The 17,565-nt window shown below is 65.4% G+C and carries 18 protein-coding genes; 12 read left to right on the top strand and 6 right to left on the bottom strand.

The features are described 5' to 3' along the window. The gene (locus MTR66_RS11515) at positions 1–291 is read left to right on the top strand and encodes a YciI family protein (protein WP_243921101.1); all 291 of its coding nucleotides are present in this window, start codon (positions 1–3) and stop codon (positions 289–291) included. Next, complete coding sequence (locus MTR66_RS11510) at positions 288–896, top strand: DNA-3-methyladenine glycosylase I (protein ID WP_243921099.1); 609 nt, start codon at positions 288–290, stop codon at positions 894–896. The genes MTR66_RS11515 and MTR66_RS11510 overlap by 4 nt, the downstream gene beginning before the upstream one ends. A gap of 135 nt (positions 897–1,031) precedes the next feature. Here the strand turns inward: MTR66_RS11510 and MTR66_RS11505 are convergent, their stop codons facing one another. Beyond that, positions 1,032–1,994 (bottom strand): DnaJ C-terminal domain-containing protein, encoded by a 963-nt coding sequence (locus MTR66_RS11505; RefSeq protein ID WP_243921097.1) that lies wholly within the window; start codon positions 1,992–1,994, stop codon positions 1,032–1,034. Between the two features lie 223 nt (positions 1,995–2,217). Between MTR66_RS11505 and pdxH the strand changes: the two genes are divergently transcribed. Beyond that, positions 2,218–2,829, top strand: coding sequence for a pyridoxamine 5'-phosphate oxidase (pdxH, locus tag MTR66_RS11500; protein WP_243921095.1), 612 nt, complete (start codon positions 2,218–2,220; stop codon positions 2,827–2,829). A gap of 10 nt (positions 2,830–2,839) precedes the next feature. Next, positions 2,840–3,769 carry a cation diffusion facilitator family transporter gene (locus tag MTR66_RS11495; protein WP_243921093.1) on the top strand — a complete coding sequence of 310 codons (930 nt, stop codon included), beginning with the start codon at positions 2,840–2,842 and terminating at the stop codon, positions 3,767–3,769. 9 nt (positions 3,770–3,778) lie between these two features. Here the strand turns inward: MTR66_RS11495 and MTR66_RS11490 are convergent, their stop codons facing one another. After that, complete coding sequence (locus MTR66_RS11490; protein ID WP_407673047.1) at positions 3,779–4,927, bottom strand: serine hydrolase domain-containing protein; 1,149 nt, start codon at positions 4,925–4,927, stop codon at positions 3,779–3,781. A gap of 32 nt (positions 4,928–4,959) precedes the next feature. Between MTR66_RS11490 and MTR66_RS11485 the strand changes: the two genes are divergently transcribed. Further along, the gene (locus tag MTR66_RS11485) at positions 4,960–5,355 is read left to right on the top strand and encodes a hypothetical protein (protein WP_243921088.1); all 396 of its coding nucleotides are present in this window, start codon (positions 4,960–4,962) and stop codon (positions 5,353–5,355) included. Positions 5,356–5,751: 396 nt separating this feature from the next. Then, on the top strand, positions 5,752–6,639 hold the full coding sequence (locus MTR66_RS11480) for an SPFH domain-containing protein (RefSeq protein ID WP_243921086.1): 888 nt from the start codon (positions 5,752–5,754) through the stop codon (positions 6,637–6,639). Positions 6,640–6,803: 164 nt separating this feature from the next. On the opposite strand, the gene MTR66_RS11475 is transcribed toward MTR66_RS11480, so the two are convergent. Together MTR66_RS11475 and mnmA are read right to left on the bottom strand one after the other, a co-directional pair. Further along, positions 6,804–7,499 carry an aspartate/glutamate racemase family protein gene (locus MTR66_RS11475; protein WP_243921084.1) on the bottom strand — a complete coding sequence of 232 codons (696 nt, stop codon included), beginning with the start codon at positions 7,497–7,499 and terminating at the stop codon, positions 6,804–6,806. After that, positions 7,496–8,662, bottom strand: coding sequence for a tRNA 2-thiouridine(34) synthase MnmA (gene mnmA / locus MTR66_RS11470; RefSeq protein WP_243921082.1), 1,167 nt, complete (start codon positions 8,660–8,662; stop codon positions 7,496–7,498). Before mnmA ends, MTR66_RS11475 begins: the two co-directional genes overlap by 4 nt. A gap of 155 nt (positions 8,663–8,817) precedes the next feature. On the opposite strand from mnmA, the gene MTR66_RS11465 reads away from it, so the two are divergent. The 6 genes from MTR66_RS11465 to MTR66_RS11440 all read left to right on the top strand — a co-directional run bounded on the left by MTR66_RS11465 (position 8,818) and on the right by MTR66_RS11440 (position 16,219). Further along, positions 8,818–9,150 (top strand): hypothetical protein, encoded by a 333-nt coding sequence (locus MTR66_RS11465; RefSeq protein ID WP_243921080.1) that lies wholly within the window; start codon positions 8,818–8,820, stop codon positions 9,148–9,150. A 2-nt stretch (positions 9,151–9,152) separates the two neighbouring features. Further along, positions 9,153–9,452: a CtrA inhibitor SciP gene (gene sciP / locus MTR66_RS11460; RefSeq protein ID WP_243921078.1), complete on the top strand. Its 300-nt coding sequence runs from the start codon at positions 9,153–9,155 to the stop codon at positions 9,450–9,452. Positions 9,453–9,749: 297 nt separating this feature from the next. Next, the gene (locus tag MTR66_RS11455) at positions 9,750–10,949 is read left to right on the top strand and encodes an efflux RND transporter periplasmic adaptor subunit (protein WP_243921077.1); all 1,200 of its coding nucleotides are present in this window, start codon (positions 9,750–9,752) and stop codon (positions 10,947–10,949) included. A 7-nt stretch (positions 10,950–10,956) separates the two neighbouring features. Then, the gene (locus MTR66_RS11450) at positions 10,957–14,391 is read left to right on the top strand and encodes an efflux RND transporter permease subunit (protein WP_243921075.1); all 3,435 of its coding nucleotides are present in this window, start codon (positions 10,957–10,959) and stop codon (positions 14,389–14,391) included. A gap of 80 nt (positions 14,392–14,471) precedes the next feature. Continuing rightward, positions 14,472–15,692, top strand: coding sequence for a DUF445 domain-containing protein (locus tag MTR66_RS11445; protein ID WP_243921400.1), 1,221 nt, complete (start codon positions 14,472–14,474; stop codon positions 15,690–15,692). Then, the gene (locus MTR66_RS11440; protein ID WP_243921073.1) at positions 15,689–16,219 is read left to right on the top strand and encodes a GNAT family N-acetyltransferase; all 531 of its coding nucleotides are present in this window, start codon (positions 15,689–15,691) and stop codon (positions 16,217–16,219) included. The genes MTR66_RS11445 and MTR66_RS11440 overlap by 4 nt, the downstream gene beginning before the upstream one ends. Positions 16,220–16,231: 12 nt before the next feature. Here MTR66_RS11440 and MTR66_RS11435 read toward each other — a convergent pair whose 3' ends face one another. Together MTR66_RS11435 and MTR66_RS11430 are read right to left on the bottom strand one after the other, a co-directional pair. Continuing rightward, positions 16,232–17,113 carry an energy transducer TonB gene (locus MTR66_RS11435; RefSeq protein WP_243921071.1) on the bottom strand — a complete coding sequence of 294 codons (882 nt, stop codon included), beginning with the start codon at positions 17,111–17,113 and terminating at the stop codon, positions 16,232–16,234. 59 nt (positions 17,114–17,172) lie between these two features. Beyond that, the coding region (locus MTR66_RS11430) for an FAD-binding protein (protein ID WP_243921069.1) at positions 17,173–17,565 on the bottom strand (393 nt) is incomplete at its 5' end.

Here is a 17,565-nt window from a genome sequence, read left to right as displayed (position 1 = left end):
ATGTACGCCGTGATTTTGAGATTCGCTGACAAGGCCCGGGCGCCGGCGCTTATGGAAGCGCACAAGGAGTGGATCACGCGCGGCTTCGACGACGGCGTTTTCCTGCTGGTGGGCGGATTGCAGCCGGACGGAGGCGGCGCGATCCTCGCGCACGGCCTGCCGCGCGCAGACCTGGAAGCGCGCGTTGCGCAGGATCCGTTCGTGGAGCATGGTGTGGTCCATGCGGAAATCCTGGAGATCGCGCCGGGCCGCACCGACGCGCGGCTGGCCTTCCTGAAGGCGGGTCAATGAGCGCGACGCTCCCCGGACCCGACGGCGAACCGCGCTGCAAGTGGTGCCTGGGGGTGCCCGAATTCCTGCCCTACCACGACACCGAATGGGGCTTTCCGGTGAAGGACGACCGGCGCCTGTTCGAAAAGCTGTGCCTGGAAGGGTTCCAGTCAGGCCTGAGCTGGCGCACGATTCTGGCCAAGCGCGAGAATTTCCGCGCGGCCTTTCACGGCTTCGATTTCGACCGGATTGCCGCGTTTACAGAGGTCGGCATCGAACGCCTGCTGCAGGACAAGGGCATCGTGCGCCATCGCGGCAAGATCGCGGCCGTCGTCAACAATGCCCGGCGGGCGCGGGAACTGGTGCAGGCGGAAGGCTCGCTTGCCGCCTATGTCTGGCGGTTCGAGCCCGATCCCGCGACGCTGCCCCCGCCGCAGACCGCTTCGACCTCGGCTGCGTCCATCGCCCTGTCAAAGGATCTCAAGAAACGCGGCTGGGCTTTCGTGGGGCCGACCACGGTCTATGCCTTCATGCAGGCGATGGGGCTGATCAACGATCACGCCGAAGGATGCGTCACGCGGGCGCAGGTGGCAAAGGCGCGGCAGGCTTTTGAACCGCCGCGTTAGAGTATGACCCGCTTTGAATGAACCACTCGTCATTGCGAGCGAAGCGAAGCAATCCAGGGCGGGGTGCCACTGCGCTCTGGATTGCCGCGGCCTTACAGGCCTCGCAATGACGATTTATAGCCCAACGATCAGGCGTTAGACACCCAGTTTGCCCCTTACGTCGCGGCTGTCCTTCCAGCCTTCGAGGCGCTGGGCCAGATCCGCGTCATCCTCGGGCAGGACGATTTCCAGCGTGATGTACTGATCGCCGCGCGATCCGTCCTTGCGGCTCATGCCGCGGCCCTTGAGACGCAGCACTTTGCCCGAGCTGGAGCCTGCCGGAACCGAGAGCATGACCGCGCCCGAAGCCGTCGGCGCCTTGACCTTGGCGCCGTTCATCGCCTCGTCGAGCGTGATCGGCAGGTCCAGCCGCAAGTCGTCGCCATCCTGCTTGAAGAAGGCGTGGGGCTGGATCTGGATGGTGATCAGCGCGTCGCCCGGGCCGCCGGGGCCCGGCTCGCCCTTGCCGCCGAGCCGCATCTGGGTGCCGTCCTCGACCCCCGCAGGCAGCTTGAGGTCGATGCTCTTGCCATCGGACAGGGTGATGCGCTGGTCCTTGCGCTCGGCCGCGTCGGTCAGCGGCACGGAGAGGCGGTAGCTGACATTGGCGCCGCGCGGGGCCGCACGGCTGCGGCCTCCACCCATGCCCCCGCCGAAGCCGCCCGGACCGCCCGCACCATGCCCGCGCGCGCCGGCGCCGCCGAAGATGCCGCCGAACAGGTCTTCAAGGTCGATCCCTTCGTTGCCGCCGAAGCCGCCCGAAAAGCCGCGTTGGCCGCCGCCTCCGCCGAAGCCGCCGCCAAAGCCGCCCCCGCCGCCGAAGGGCGAGGTGGGATTGCCCTCGGCATCGATCTCGCCCCGGTCGAACTGGGCGCGCTTGGCCTTGTCGGACAGGAGGTCATAGGCGCGGGTCACGTCGGAAAAGCGTTCCGCCGCCTTGGGGTTGTCCTTGTTGGTATCGGGGTGGAGTTCCTTGGCGAGCTTGCGATAGGCGGATTTGATCTCCTTCTCGCTTGCGCCGCGTGAAACACCCAGGGTGGTATAAGGATCTGCTGCCATGATGATGCTTAGCTAGGTGTCCTCGCTGCTTACGGCAAGTTGTGTATGCGCGTTGGCTTTCCTACATGAGCGCTGACGGCTATCCCTGCTTCTATGTCTTCCCGGGTGCCCGTGAATTGTTCCGGATCAACGCGCTGTGCGGCGTCGCGGGGCAGGGGCGCGATCCTATCACTGTCTTACGTCAAGGCCCTGCCAACTGTGTCAACCGCATCAGGAAATCGCCATGGAAACTGAACTTGCGCGCGAAGTCGTCCCGCACGGCGATCCCATCGATCTGTTCAAGGTCTGGTACGATGAGGCCCGGGCCGCCGAACCCAACGATTCCAACGCCATGGCGCTGGCCACGGCCACGCCGGACGGTTTCCCGTCAGTGCGTATGGTCCTGCTCAAGGGCTATGGGCCGGACGGTTTCGTGTTCTACACCAACGGCCATTCGCGCAAGGGGCGCGAGATTGCCGCGAATCCGAACGTGGCGCTGCTGTTCCACTGGAAAAGCCTGCGCCGCCAGATCCGCATCGAAGGCCATCTGCAGCCGGTGACGCCGGAACAGGCCGATGCCTATTTCCACTCGCGCGCCCGCGATTCGCAGATCGGTGCGGTGGCGTCCGACCAGTCCGCCCCGCTCGACTGCCGCGAGACGTTCCTTGCCCGCTACGAGGAAGCGCGCGCCCGGTTCGAAGGCAAGGACGTGGAGCGCCCGGGGCACTGGGGCGGCTACCGCGTGGTGCCCGCCGCGATCGAATTCTGGCACGACCGGGCCCACCGCCTGCACGAGCGCCGCCGTTTCATGCGCGATTCGGACGGGGGCTGGTCCAGCACCCTGCTTTATCCGTGAGCGGGGCGGCATGACCGGGCACGCCCGCCTCAATCACAGCGCCGCCATTGCCAGCATCAGCGCGGCCCTGCTGCTGCTGGGCATCAAGGGCTGGGCGGCATGGTCGACCGGATCGACGGCGATGCTGGGCAGCCTGGCCGATACCACGCTCGATCTCGTGGCCAGCCTCGCCACGCTGCTCGGCGTGTGGATCGCCGCGCAGCCCGCGGACGACAAGCACCGTTTCGGCCATGGCAAGGCAGAGGCGATCGCCGCGCTGTTCCAGATCGTGCTGATCTCGATCTCGGCGCTGGGCATTGCCAGCCGCGCGGTGGAGCAGTTCCTTGCCGGCAGCCGGGTAGAGGCGGCGGCGGAAGGCATCGGCGTGTCGCTGGCGGCTATTGCCGTGACCTTCGCGCTGCTGGCCTGGCAGCGCCACGTGATCCGCAAGACCGGCAGCCTCGCGATCTCGACGGACAATGTGCATTACCAGTCCGACCTGCTGCTCAACCTGGCCGTGATCGTGGCGCTGGCGCTGGACCAGTACGCGGGATTCAAGGGGGCCGATCCGCTGTTCGGGCTGGGCATCGCCGCGTGGCTCGGCTGGGGCGCGCGGCGGGCTTCGTCGCAGGTTATCGACCAGCTGATGGATCACGAGTGGCCGAAGGAGAAGAAGCGGCGCTTTCTCGAAGTCCTGGCCAGCTATCCCGACATTACCGGCGTGCATGACTTGCGCACCCGGACATCGGGCAACAAGGACTTCGTGCAGTTTCATATCTGGGTCGATCCCAAGATGACCGTCTGGCAGGCCCACCGGGTGATGGACGATATCGAATCGCGCATCCATGCCGAGTTTCCCGATATCGAAGTGCTGATCCACACCGACCCGGAAGGGCTGGTCAACGAAGCGGGCAACGCAGGCCGGAACGTCCTGCTGCCGATCCGGGCGAGGGCGGAGTAGGACCGGCGGTTACGGCTGCCCGCCGGGGAACAGCGTGAGCAATTCGCCCAGCCGCCGGTGTAGTACGCGCTGCTGCGCGGCGTCGCTTTCGCCGAGGCGCACCACGGTGAGAAGCTGGGCGGGCGAGCCGATCACATATTGCCCGTATTCGCCGGTGCAGGCGAAGAGGCTGGACGGCAGGATATTGGGGTAGAGGCGCGCATCGCCGCCCGGCGGGGCGCGGTTGAGCCAGACGCCCGCGCCGTAGCCTTCGTTGCGCGGGCTTGGCGCCAGCATGAACTGGATCCAGCGGCGCGGCAGGATCTGCGCGCCTTTCACCGAGCCGGAATGGCGCAGGAACTCGCCGAGCTTCGCCCAGTCGCGGGCATCGGCATGGACCATGGCGGCGCCGATCATGGTGCCCGCGGGGTCGTATCCCACTTGCATCGAATTCATACCGATGGGGGCCAGCACGCGGTTGCGCAGATAGTCGTTCACCGCCTGGCGCCGCCGCGTGGGATCAGGGTCCGGAGCCAGCACGCGCGCGGCCAGGTCCGAGAGGATGACTGGCGTGGCCGAGGAATTCTCGAACACCCGGCCCGCCGGAGCTTCCAGCGGCTGGGCCTCGGCATAAGCGGCCATGTCGTCGCGCCCGTCGAGAAACAGCATCCGCACGCGGTCCGATTCGATGCGCTCCTCGCCATCGCCCACTTCGGGGTTTTCCGCATGGCGCAGGCCCGAGCGCATCTGCAGCAATTGCTTGAGCGTGATCACGCCGCGCGGGTCGCCGGGGCGCTGCCAAGCGGGCACCGGCGCCGATTCGTTGAGCCGCAGCCGCCCGTCGCTGACGAGCTGGCCGATCATCAGCGCGGTGACGCACTGGCCCATGCTCCAGCCGGGCAGGCGCGTCTTCGCGGTGATGCCTTTGCCATAGCGTTCGGCGATCACCGAGCCGCGCTTCATGATCACCAGGGCTTCGGTCCTGCCCACGCTGTCTGCATCGAACAGCGCGTCTATGGCGCGGGCGAGCGGCACTTGCGGGGCGCCGCCATCGTCCTTGATCGCGGCGATGGAGGCGTTGCTCGGCGGCGGCGGGCCCTCGGGCGCGGACTGTCCACAGCCCCACAGGGTTGGCAGGGCGAGCAGGGCGAGGATATGGGGAAGGCGGCGCACCGGCATGACGCGCGGTGTGATGTGCGAGGCGCGTGCGAATGGCAACACCTGGAAAATGGCCGATGGGGGACAAACAGGCCGCGCCCTATCGAACGCGCCAGCCCGCACGCTGGCTGCGCAATGTGATTTTGCTGCTGATCGTGGCGGTGGTAGCCGTGCTCGGCTGGAACTGGGCGCATTTGCGCGAAGAGGCGCTGGTCGGCTCGGCCTATGGCGCGCAAGCGGGCTGCGTGTGCCGCTATGTCTCGCAGCGCCCGCTCAAGAGCTGCGAGGGCGATCTTGACGTGGCCGGGCTCGGGCGCGTGGCGGGCCTCGTTTCGCTGTCGGACGATGCGGAGACGAAAACGGTCCGCGCGGGCGTGCCGCTGCTGGCGCACCAGAGCGCCACCTACAGCGCGAAGACCGGCTGCCAGCTCGAACCCTGGGACGAGTGATCGTCTTGTTAACGTATTGAAAATCGGCAGGCGCATGTCCGGTTTTGCTTGCGCGGGGGGGCGGGGATGATAAATTCGCGCCTGTCGAAACGGTAAGGCGCACTGCTCCGGCAGTGCCCAAGGAGCAGGTGTAACGGCGTTCTGGCTTGAGCTTTAGGTCCGGTGCTTTTGGGGGCATGAACTCCTTGCGCACATTGTGATTTTGGCTGTCGCTTTCGTCGTCCTGCGCCTGCGCGCTCCGCCTTCGGGCTTGCCGCGCATCCCTCGACCCCGAAATTCCTCCAGCAAGAGTTCCTCCGTTCCGGGGGACGGACCCGGCTGTCTGCCGGACGCCTGTTCGCGTGCCGCCCATCGGCACCGGCAGGGGAGCGGTTCTCCCCCAGGCGGAGAAGAGAAATGAGCTATAGTGATAATCGGCGCCGGGGCGGACTGTCCCGGCTGGCGCGGGCCGTGCGTAGCTTTCCGGGCCGGGCCGGATGGGTGGCCGGGCTGGTTGCGGTGGGCCTGCTGGCCTCGACCTCGCTGGCGCGGGTGGAGCCGGGCAATGTCGGCATCCGGGTGAACAACATCGCGGGCGGCGTCTCGCCGGATTCGCTGGGCGTGGGCTGGTATCTCGCGCCGCCGGGAACGCATATCTACGAATATCCGGTGTTCACGCGCACTTATACCTGGACCGCCAATCCCACCGAGCAGAGCCCGATCGACGAGAGCTTCAGCTTTCAGGACAAGAACGGGCTGTCGCTCTCGGCCGATGTGGCGGTGAGCTATCACGTCGACCCCGCGCGCGCGGCGATCCTGTTCCAGCGTTACCGCACGGACATGGACCAGATCATCGCCGGTCCGCTGCGCAATGCGATCCGCAATGCGATTGTCGAGCGTGCGGCGCAACTGGGCGTCGAGCAGATCTACGGCGATCACAAGGCCGAACTGATCCAGACCGCGCAGAAGCGGGTGGAGGCCTTCTTCGCACCGGTGGGGCTGCAGGTGGAGCAGGTCTATTGGGCGGGCAATATCGTCGTGCCCAAGCAGGTGCTCGCGCAGATCAATGCCAAGATCGCCAACGAGCAGGCCGCGCTCGCCGCGCAGGCCAATGTCGCGACCGCCAAGGCCGATGCCGAGGCGCGCGTCGCCAAGGCGAAGGGCGATGCGCAGGCGATCCAGGTGGAGGCGGAAGCGATCCGCACCAACCCCGAGATCGTGAAGATGCGCGCGGTCGAGAAGTGGGACGGCAAGCTGCCGACCTATAGCGGCAGTGGCCCGCTGCCGTTTCTCGGCGTGAAATAGCGCAGGCATGGCGGGTGGGCCGCAGGACGCGGTTCACCCGCCGCAAACGCTCCCTCCGTTACCCCCGTTCGTGTCGAGCGAAGTCGAGACACGTTAAACCAGTGCTACCGTGTCTCGACTTCGCTCGACACGAACGGAACCTGATGCAGATCTAATGCCTGTCTTTAGCTGTCGAGCGCGGCGCCGACGGCGGCTTCGGCGTGGAGCCGGGTGGTGTCGAACAGAGGCACGGCGGCATCCGTGTCCGAAACGAGCACGGGGATTTCGGTGCAGCCGAGGATCACGCCTTGCGCGCCCCGGTCCACCAGCCGGGCGATCACGTCGCGATAGGTCTGGCGCGAAGTGGGTTCGATCCGGCCCGCGATCAGTTCCTCGTAGATCACGCGGTGCACTTCGGCCCGGTTTGCTTCTTCAGGCACGATAACGTCGAGCCCGAAGCGCTCGCGCAGCCGTTCGCGGTAGAACGGCTGCTCCATGGTGAAGGCGGTGCCGAGCAGGCCGACCCGGGTGAGGCCCTGCCGCGCAATCGCCGCGCCTGCCGCATCGGCGATGTGCAGCAAGGGAAGCGGGACCGCCGTCTGCACCTCGTCCGCCATGCGGTGCATGGTGTTGGTACAGATCAGCAGCATTTCCGCGCCGCCTGCCTCCAGCCGCCGCGCGGCATCGATCATGCGTTCGGTCAGGCCGGGCCAGTCGCCCGCCCGCTGGAGTGCGGCGATCTCGGCGAAATCGAACGACCACAGCAGGCATTGCGCCGAAGCCTCGGGCCCCAGACGGTCGCGCACGGCCCGGTTTATGATGCGGTAATATTCCGCCGAGCTTTCCCAGCTCATGCCGCCGATCAGGCCGATCGTCTTCATCCGGCGGGATTTTCCCAGGGCGTGGTCTCTTCGATCCAGCCGCCGCCGACCACGCGCTCTCCGGCATAGATCACGGCGGCCTGTCCGGGCGCGACGCCATATTCGGGCTGGGCGAAGCGGATCGTGGCCTCCGCGCCATCGCCCAGCGGCCCTTCCAGCGTGACCGGCACCGGCTTGGCGAGCGAGCGGACTTTGGCGGTGAGGGGGCCATCAGGCAGCGGGCCGATGCGGTTGGTTTCGGCGATCCGGGCCGATGCGGTGGCGAGCAGGCGGCGCGGCCCGGCGATGACGCGCCGGGTCTCCGCATCGATGCGGGTGACATAGAGCGGCTCGGGCTGGCCGCCGATCTCCAGCCCCCGGCGCTGGCCGACGGTATAGTGGATCACGCCGCGATGCGAGCCCAGCACTTCGCCGGTTTCGGCATGGACGATCTCGCCCGGCGCCTCGCCTTCGGGGCGCACTGCGCGCACGATCTTGGCATAGTCGCCATCGGGCACGAAGCAGATGTCCTGGCTGTCCGGCTTGTCCGCCACGCGCAGTCCCGCCGCTTCGGCGAGGCGGCGGGTTTCGGTCTTGGGCAACCCGCCCAGCGGAAAGCGCAAGAAATCGAGCTGTTCCTCGGTGGTGCCGTAGAGAAAATAGCTCTGGTCGCGCGCGGGATCGGCGGCGCGGTGCAGTTCGGGCCCGGCAGGCCCCATCACCCGGCGCACATAGTGCCCGGTCGCCAGGCAATCGGCGCCCAGTTCGCGGGCCATGGCCAGCAGATCGGTGAACTTGGGCCCCATGTTGCAGCGGATGCAGGGGATCGGCGTGCGGCCCTGGAGGTAGTCGTTGGCGAAGCGTTCCACCACTTCCTCGCGAAAACTACTCTCGTGGTCGAAGACATAATGCGCGATACCCAGCCGGTCTGCTACGGCACGGGCATCGCGGATGTCGTCCCCGGCGCAGCAGGCGCCTTTGCGCCCGGTGGCCGCGCCGTAGTCGTAGAGTTGCAGGGTTACGCCAATAACTTCCGCGCCGCTCGCGGCAGCCAGTGCCGCGACGACCGAGCTGTCGACGCCGCCCGACATGGCGACGACGATACGGCGGCCGGCCAGCGGTTCGGGCAATTGCCAGAGGTTAACCGGATCAAGGCCGGTGGACAGGTTGGACAGAAGGCTCATGGGGCGCCCCATACAGCCAAAGGGGCGGCATTCCTACCATCGAACGCCGCTGCCGCAGGAAGGCCAGGCGTTTACGGATGCCGTTAAGCTTGGTCAACGAAGCGTAAGTCCGTCCTTTACCGTCCCTTGACCAAGTCGGAGTTATAAGCGGCATCATGAATATCGTTTATGACTATAAAACCTGCATGACAGGGCATCCGCATGGTCGCGCGGGTGATGCGTTAACGGAATTCCGGTTGCCGCTCGATTGGCAGGACCTGCGCTCGCGCTTGTTCGCCGGGCACGAGGTCCGCACCGTTTTGACCCGGGACGCAGGGCCTCTGCGGCTTCGGCTGCGCGGCAGCTTCGATGGCTGCGCGGCTTCCGTGTTAACTACATACGAAGATGTATCAAGATCCGTTAACCCAACTGCTTCAGTCTATTGCAAGCCAGGCGAGGCAAAAACCTCTCCTGTCGCCGGCACAAGCAGCACCGGCGTGCGAGGGTAAAGATGATCGAGAACCAGAAAATCCGTCCTGCTCAGGTGATCGGGCCTCTCGGCGAGCCGCTGACCCTGGAGACACTGCCGCCGCCGAACACGACCCGCTGGGTCGTGCGCCGCAAGGCGGAGGTTGTGGCGGCCGTCAATGGCGGGCTGCTTTCGATCGACGAAGTCTGCGAGCGCTATCAGCTGACGCTGGAGGAATTTGCCTCGTGGCAGCGCGCGGTCGACCGCTCCGGAATGCAGGGGCTGCGTGTGACCCGAATTCAACACTATCGCGATCTCTACGAGCGCCAGCAGAAATACTGACACGGCGCTTCGAGAAAGAAACAGCATGACGGACGGCGGCGAAATCGATTTTCGCCGCCGTTTTTCGTTGTTTTCCGCAACAAAAAGAATGCGCCGATGGGCTTTTCGGCAATGATGTCGTTCGTCGATGCGCATCCGCCCCAAACCGAGTGCACGTTGCCACACTTGGGCCGCCCGTATATGGCTGCGGGAATGGATGTATGGCTTGCAAGTTGTCCGTATCGAACACGGCCGGTCTTCTTGCGGTAAATAAAGTCACGGTGCCCGCAAGGCGAAAGTGACTGATGCGGTGACCTGATGAACTATGACACCAAGATCGAAATGATGGGCGATGATGTGATGGAAGCAACCGGCAATCCATTGGCGGAAGGCTTCGATCAGGATCGCGGATCAAGCCGCAAGATCTGGATTATTGCGCTCGCCGCAGTTGCCGCGATTATCGGTATCTGGTTTCTGCTGCACAGCGGCGGGGCGGGCGAAGGTGCGGATACGGCCGCGGACCAGATTCCCGTGGTGACGGTCGTGGCACCCGGCAAGACGACGGTGGCCGGGCAGATCCATGCGACCGGCACGCTGGCCGCGCGGCGCGCAATGCCCGTCGGTTCCGTGGGTGAGGGCGGCGAAGTCCGCTCCGTGCGCGTCGAACCGGGCGACTGGGTGGAAAAAGGCCAGGTGCTGGCCGTGGTCGACCGTTCGGTGCAGAGCCAGCAACAGGCCAGCCAGGCCGCGCAAGTCAGCGTGGCGCAGGCCGATGCCCGGCTGGCACAGGCCAATCTCGACCGTGCGCTCAAGCTGGTGGATCGCGGCTTCATCTCGACCGCCGATGTCGACCGGCTGACGGCAACCCGCGACGCCGCAGCGGCGCGCGTCAAAGTGGCGCAGGCCACCTTGCGCCAGTTGCAGGCCCAGGCGGCGCGCCTCAACATCGTCGCTCCGGAAGCGGGCCTCGTGCTGACCCGCGATGTCGAGCCCGGCCAGGTCGTCGGCGGGGGCAGCGGTGTGCTTTTCCGCCTCGCCAAGGGCGGACAGATGGAATTGCTGGCGGAGCTGAGCGAGGACGATCTCTCCTCGATTTCGGTGGGCGTTCCGGCGCGGGTGACGCCGGTTGGATCAGGCAAAAGCTTCACGGGCCAGGTCTGGCAGATCTCGCCGGTTATCGATCAGGCGACGCGGCAGGGCACGGCCCGTATCGCGCTTAGCTATAATCCGGCGCTGCGGCCGGGCGGGTTCGCCAGCGCCGTGATCGATAGCGGCACGGTGGTGGCGCCGATGCTGCCGGAATCGGCGATCCAGAACGATGCCAAGGGATCGTTCGTCTATGTTGTCGATGCCAAGGGCGTGGCGCACCGCACTCCGGTCAAGACCGGGCTGGTGACGGCGAATGGCATTGCCATCACTTCCGGCCTGACCGGCAAGGAGAAAGTGGTGTTGCGCGCCGGCGGATTCCTCAACGATGGCGACAAGGTGAAACCCAAGCTCGTCACTGAAGACAAGTGAGGCGCGCATGAGCTTGCGCAATATTTCGGCCTGGTCGATCCGCAATCCGATCATTCCGATCGTCTTCTTCATCGGCGTGATGATCGCGGGTGTGGTCTCGTTCGGCCGGATGGACGTGAACAACATGCCGGATGTCGAGTTCCCCGGCGTGATCGTGCGCGTGACCCAGCCGGGCGCGGCGCCGACCGAGATCGAGACGCAAGTCACGCAGAAGGTCGAAAGTGCCGCCCGTTCGGTGCCGGGGGTTGAGGAAATCCAGTCGACCGCTTCCGAAGGCGGCTCGACCACGGTGGTGCTCTTTTCGGTGGGCACCAATGCCGATGTTGCGACCAACCAGGTCAAGAACGCGGTCGACCAGATCCGCAGCGACCTGCCGGAGGGCATTCTCGAACCGCAAGTGACGAAGATCGAGGCGGGCGGCGATGCGCTCGCCCACTTCGCGGTCAGTGCGGACGACATGACGATGGAGCAGCTCAGCTGGTTCGTCGATGATACGATCGCCAAGTCGCTGCTGTCGGTCGAAGGCCTTGCCGAAGTGAACCGCAACGGCGGCGTCGACCGTGAGATTCGCGTCGTCGTCGATCCCGAACGCATGAATGCGCTGGGGGTCACCGCGCGCGACGTCAATATCGCGCTGCGTCAGGTCAATACCGATGCCGCGGGCGGGCAGGCCGAAATCGCCGGATCGCGCCAGTCGGTGCGCGTGCTGGGCAACGCCGACAGTGCCTTCGATCTTTCGAAGACCCGGGTCAATCTGGGCGGCGGACGCCAGATCAAGCTGTCCGATATCGCCCATGTCTATGACGGTTATTCCGAACAGAAGCGGATTGCCCGGCTGAACGGCCGCCAGGTCGTGACCTTCAATTTCAAGCGTGCGCTCGGGGCTTCCGATGTCACCGTCTACGACGAGGCGATGAAGAAGCTGCACAAGATCGAAAAAGACAATCCGAACGTTCACATTACGCAGCTTTTCGCGCCAGTCGATTATACCAAGGAGCAATATACCAGCTCCATGGAAGCGCTGGTGGAAGGCGCGGTGCTGGCGATCGTGATCGTTTACCTGTTCCTGCGCGACTGGCGGGCCACGTTCATTTCCGCGATCGCGATCCCGCTTTCGGCGATCCCGACGTTCTGGTTCATGGACATGCTCGGCTTCACGCTGAACTTCCTCTCGCTGCTGGCGCTCAGTCTGGTAGCGGGCGTGCTGGTCGATGACGCGATCGTGGAGATCGAGAACATCGTGCGCCACATGCGCATGGGCAAGAGCGCCTATCAGGCCTCTATCGACGCGGCCGACGAGATCGGCCTGGCCGTCGTCGCCACCACGTTCTCGATCGTCGCGGTGTTCCTGCCGGTGGGCCTGATGCCCGGCATTCCGGGGCAGTTCTTCAAGGCTTTCGGTCTCACGGTCGTGGTCGCGGTGCTGATGAGCCTTGCCGTGGCGCGTCTGATCACGCCGATGGTCGCGGCTTATTTCCTGAAAGCTCATGGCCATGCCGAGCACGGCGGCGGCAAGGCGATGGACTTCTACATGAAAGTCCTGGCCTGGACGCTGGATTCCACCGAAGCGCACCGCCGCAAGGCCGCGCTGGTGAAAGCCCCCGCGCGCTGGTGGTACTATATTGTCGCCACGGTCCTGATCGTGGCGCTTCTGGGCGCGGGCTTCGCGCTGGCGGGCGGCATATTCAAGGTGACGCAGGGCGGACTGGAGACCTTGGGGCTCGACAAGGCCGCTTTCGTGCTGGCCGCTGTGATCGCGCCGCTCGGCATTCCGGTGGCCGTGTTCGTGCTGGGCAAACTGTTCCGGCTGGCGGCCTTGCTGCTGGGCGGGCTCGGCCGCTGGTACCGGTACTTTTCGGACCGGATCGCGGCGCGCATGCACGATCACCGCTTCTATGCCTTCTGCGCGGGTATCTATGCGCTGGTGGTGACATTCGCACTGCTCGCGGGGCTGCCGCAACAGTTCCAGCCCAATACCAACGATGATTACAGCCAGGTCAATATCGAGATGGTACCCGGCACCACGATCGAGCAGACCGATGCCGTTGCCTCCCGCGTGACCCACCTGATCGAAGCGCAGCCTGAAGTGGAGCACGTGCTGCAGGCAAGCCGCGAAGGCTCGGGATCGCTCTACATCGCGCTGAAACCGGCCAGTGAACGCTCTGACACGAGCGTCGAGTTCGAACGCCGTCTGGCCCCCGAACTGCAGCAGATTCCCGATGCGCGGGTGACGTTTGCCTCGCAATCGGGCGGATTCGGCAGCGGGCGTGACATTTCGGTCATGCTCTCGGGCAGTGACAGCGAACTGCTCAACAAGACCGCGCAGACGCTGGCCGAGCAGATGCGCACCATTCCGGGTGTGGTGGCGCCGCGTATCGCTGCTGACCTGCAGCGGCCGGAACTGGTGATCGTCCCGCGCCTTGATCTGGCGGCGCAACTGGGCGTCACCACGGCCGCGCTGAGCCAGACGATCCGCATCGCGACGATGGGCGAGATCGATCAGAACGCCGCCAAGTTCTCGCTGAGCGACCGCCAGGTGCCGATCCGCGTCATTCTGGGCCGGTCCTCGCGCCGCGATTTCTCGACGATCGAGAACCTGCCGGTGGCGACCGCGTCCGGCGGTTCGGTGCCGCTCAAGCGCGTGGCCGAGATCCGCTTCGGTGCAGGGCCGACGCAGATCCAGCGCTACAATCAGGCGCGCCGCATCTTTGTCGGCGCGGACCTCGGCGAAGGCCAGGTCAAGGGGCCGGTGCTGACGGCGATCCAGAACCTGCCGATCATGAAGAACCTGCCCACGGGCGTCTCCAATGCCCCGGTGGGTGAGGACAAGTGGCAGGCCGAGATGGTGCAGAGCTTCATCATCGCGGTGATCAGCGGCATCTTCCTCGTCTTCGCGGTGCTGGTGCTGCTCTACAAGCGCTTCGTCTCGCCGCTGGTGAACATGGCCTCGCTGCTGCTGGCGCCGCTGGGCGGGCTGCTGGCACTGACCGTGGTGGGCCAGCCCATCTCGATGCCGGTCTATATCGGCATCCTGATGCTGCTGGGCATCGTCGCCAAGAATTCGATCCTGCTGATCGACTTCGCGATCGAGGAAATGGCCAAGGGCGTCGACAAGCTCCATGCCATCATGGACGCGGGCCACAAGCGCGCGCAGCCGATCATCATGACCACAGTGGCGATGACGGCGGGCATGGTGCCCACGGCGCTGTCGCTGTCCGGTGACGGCGCCTTCCGCGCGCCGATGGGCCTGACGGTGATTGGCGGCCTGCTGCTTTCGACCTTGCTGACGCTGGTGATCGTGCCTGCAGCCTTCAGCCTCGCCGATGGTTTTGAAAAGCGGGTCGGCCCGCGTCTGCGCAAGGCGCTGCTGACCTTCGAACCCCATCACGCCGACGAGGCGCACCGCGGCCATCACGGCGGCGAGGCGGCTCCGGCGGAGTAAACGGAAGAACGCCATTGCCGCCAGTCCGGCGCAGCCAGGCCGCGATAAGGCAAGACATGATGCCCGGCAGGGCGAAGCGCATGCGCGTGTTCGCCACGGCTTTGCTGCTGGTCATGGCGGCCGCGTTCCTGACGTTCCGGCATCTGGCCGGGCTCCATCCCGAATGGAGCGTGCCGCTGGGCTTCGCGATTGCCTTTACCGAGGCGGCGATGGTGGGCGGCCTTGCCGACTGGTTCGCAGTGACGGCGCTGTTCCGCCGCCCGCTGGGCCTGCCGATCCCGCACACCGCGATCATTCCGGTCAACAAGGACCGTATCGCCGATTCGATGGGGCGGTTCCTGCAGGACAATTTCCTGACGCCGCAAGTCGTCGCCCGGCGGCTGCACGGGTTCAATCTCGCCGCCAGCGCCGGGACGTTCCTGTCCGGCCCGCGCGGCGGCGAGCAGTCGCGGTTGAGCGAAGGGACTGCCGGGCTTCTGGCGGACGTGCTGGAATCGCTCGATCCCGAACAGATGGGCGGCATGGTCAAGGCGGGGCTGCGCAGCCAGCTTGAAAAGACCGAGCTGGCGCCGCTGCTGGGGCAGATGCTGGACCATGCGATTGCCGACCAGCGCCACTTGCCAGTGCTGGAAAGCCTGCTGCGCAAGACCGGCGAACTGGTCGAGGCCAATGAGCCGATGATCCGCGCGATGATCCATCAGCGGGCCAACACTATCATGCGCTGGACGGGGCTCGACGAACGGCTTGCCAATGGCGTTCTCGACGGAACCTACCGCGTGCTCGCCGAAGTGATCGTGCAGGCCGATCATCCGCTGCGCGCGAAAATAGACGATGCCCTGGCGCAGCTCGCGGATGACTTGCGCAACGATCCGGCGATGCGCCTCAAGGTGGAACGGGTGAAGCTGGAACTCCTGGCAAACCCTGCCGTGGCGGCCTGGATGGATGCGATGTGGGAGCGCGCCCGCGCCGCGCTGCTGCGCGCGGTGCGCAATCCGGACAAGGCGCTGGCGGGCAGTCTGGGGGCGTCCATGGCCCAGCTTGGACAGGCGCTGGGGCAGGACGCGCGGCTGCAGGCGCTCGTCAACCGCTTCGCCCGGCGCACGCTGGTGGGTATTTCCTCGCGCTATGGCTCGGAAATCGTGCGGCTGGTGTCGGAAACGGTGAAGCGCTGGGATGCGAAGACCGTGTCCGGCCGGATCGAGGGCGCGGTGGGGCGCGACCTGCAGTTTATCCGCATCAATGGCACTGTCGTCGGCGGGCTTGCCGGGCTGGCCATCCACGCCGTAGACCGCTGGTTATGAACCACGGCCCGATACTGACCACCGATCGTTTCGAACTCTGGAAACCCGCCGCCAGCGACCTGGACGATCTCGTCCGCCTGCTGGAGGGCGAGGACATGACGCGCTTCCTCGGCCCGGCGCGCGCCGAAGCGCAGCCGCAGTTTGAACGGCTCATGCGCAATGCCGGAAGCTGGTCGCTCTACGGCTACGGGATCTTCTATGTCCGCCGTCCGGGCGAAAGCGGGATCATTGGCAGTTGCGGCGTGTTCCACTCCTGGCGCGGCTTCGGCAAGGGGATGGACGATACGCCCGAGGCGGGCTGGATCGTTCGGCAGGACTGGTGGGGGCAGGGCGTGGCCGGGGAAGTCATGCGCGCTGTGCTGGCGTGGTTCGACGAGACGCACGGGCACCAGCGGATCGCCTGCATGATCGAGGAAGGCAACACCGCGTCTGAGAAGCTGGCAGCGGCGCTGGGTTTCGTGAAATACGCCAGACATGCGCCCGAAGGGGACGTGGCGCTTAACCTGTTCGAGCGCGTTGCGGCGTGACGGGAGCGGCTGCTATTTCTGATGGTAGGCGATGAAATTCGCGTAGTAGGACGCTACCGGCTGGCCGTTTCTGTCCAGCGCCGGGTGAAAACGCGCCTTGTCGAGGATGATGCCGCAGGCGCGGACGTCGAAGTCCGTGTTGTCGAAAGTCTGCACCGTGTCGCAACGGGTGGGCATGCCTTTCTCGTCCACTCGCACAAGGATGTGCACTGTGGCATTTCTGGCCATCGCGAAGAGTTCGGGCGGAAATTCCTTCTGGATCGGGTCTATCCATCTGGACGGATCGATGGGCTTTATTCGCCGGGATAGTGCATTCTGGACCTCGGGATCGAAACCCCGCAGTACTATGAGATTGTCCGTGCATTGGCGTAACGCGCTCAGCGCCTTTGCCATCGGCCCGGTGTTGAGGATCAGCTTGCGCCTGACTGTGGAGATCGCGATCCGCTGCAACCCGTTTTCAAATTCGGTATCGGGATATGCCTTCCAGTTGGGCAAGGTGCTCGTGAAGATCACGGCCGGACCATATGTATTCATATGGCCATTTTGAGGGGGGCCGATCGCTTGCGGTTCGCTATCGCCGTAGGCAACCAGCAAGCCCCCCTTCCGGTAGCCCCAGGTCTGCGCTCCAGCCAGGGTAACCTCGAACTGATAGCCCGGTGCATAGGCTTTCAGGCTGAGCAGAAATGGCTTGCTTCCGGTTCCGAATTTGCGGGCGAGGATGCAACTGGTCTGCGACCATTTGACGACCCATCCCGATGCCGGATCGAGCGTGAATGACTTGGCCTTAGCGTGTGCTGTTCCTGCGAACGCACTCGTCGCAATCAGCAGAAAAAGGAACAGGATGCCCGTTACCGGGCCATTGCTGCGCAGGATCGGTCTGTTTGGCCAGGACATGCAAAAACCCCCCGAAGTTACCTTCGGGGGGCATGTAGTTCTGCAATTTGACCAAACGCTTACAGCTTCCCGGTAAGCTCTGGCACGGCATTGAAGAGGTCCGCGACGAGGCCGATGTCGGCGACCTGGAAGATCGGCGCGTCCTCGTCCTTGTTGATGGCAATGATGGTCTTGGAGTCCTTCATGCCGGCGAGGTGCTGGATCGCGCCCGAGATGCCAATGGCAATGTAGACTTCCGGCGCCACAATCTTGCCCGTCTGGCCGACCTGGTAGTCGTTGGGCACATAGCCCGCGTCCACCGCCGCGCGGCTCGCGCCCACGGCCGCGCCCAGCTTGTCGGCGAGCGGCATGATGTATTCCTCGAACGTCGGCCCGTCCTTCAGCGCCCGGCCGCCCGAGACGATCACCTTGGCGCTCGTCAGCTCCGGACGCTCCGACTTGGCGACTTCGGC

It is taken from the genome of Novosphingobium beihaiense, from assembly GCF_022832375.1.
GTDB classification, from domain to species: domain Bacteria; phylum Pseudomonadota; class Alphaproteobacteria; order Sphingomonadales; family Sphingomonadaceae; genus Novosphingobium; species Novosphingobium beihaiensis.
Note: the sequence above shows the minus strand (reverse complement) of the source record. Positions and strands in the feature narration are given on the sequence as shown.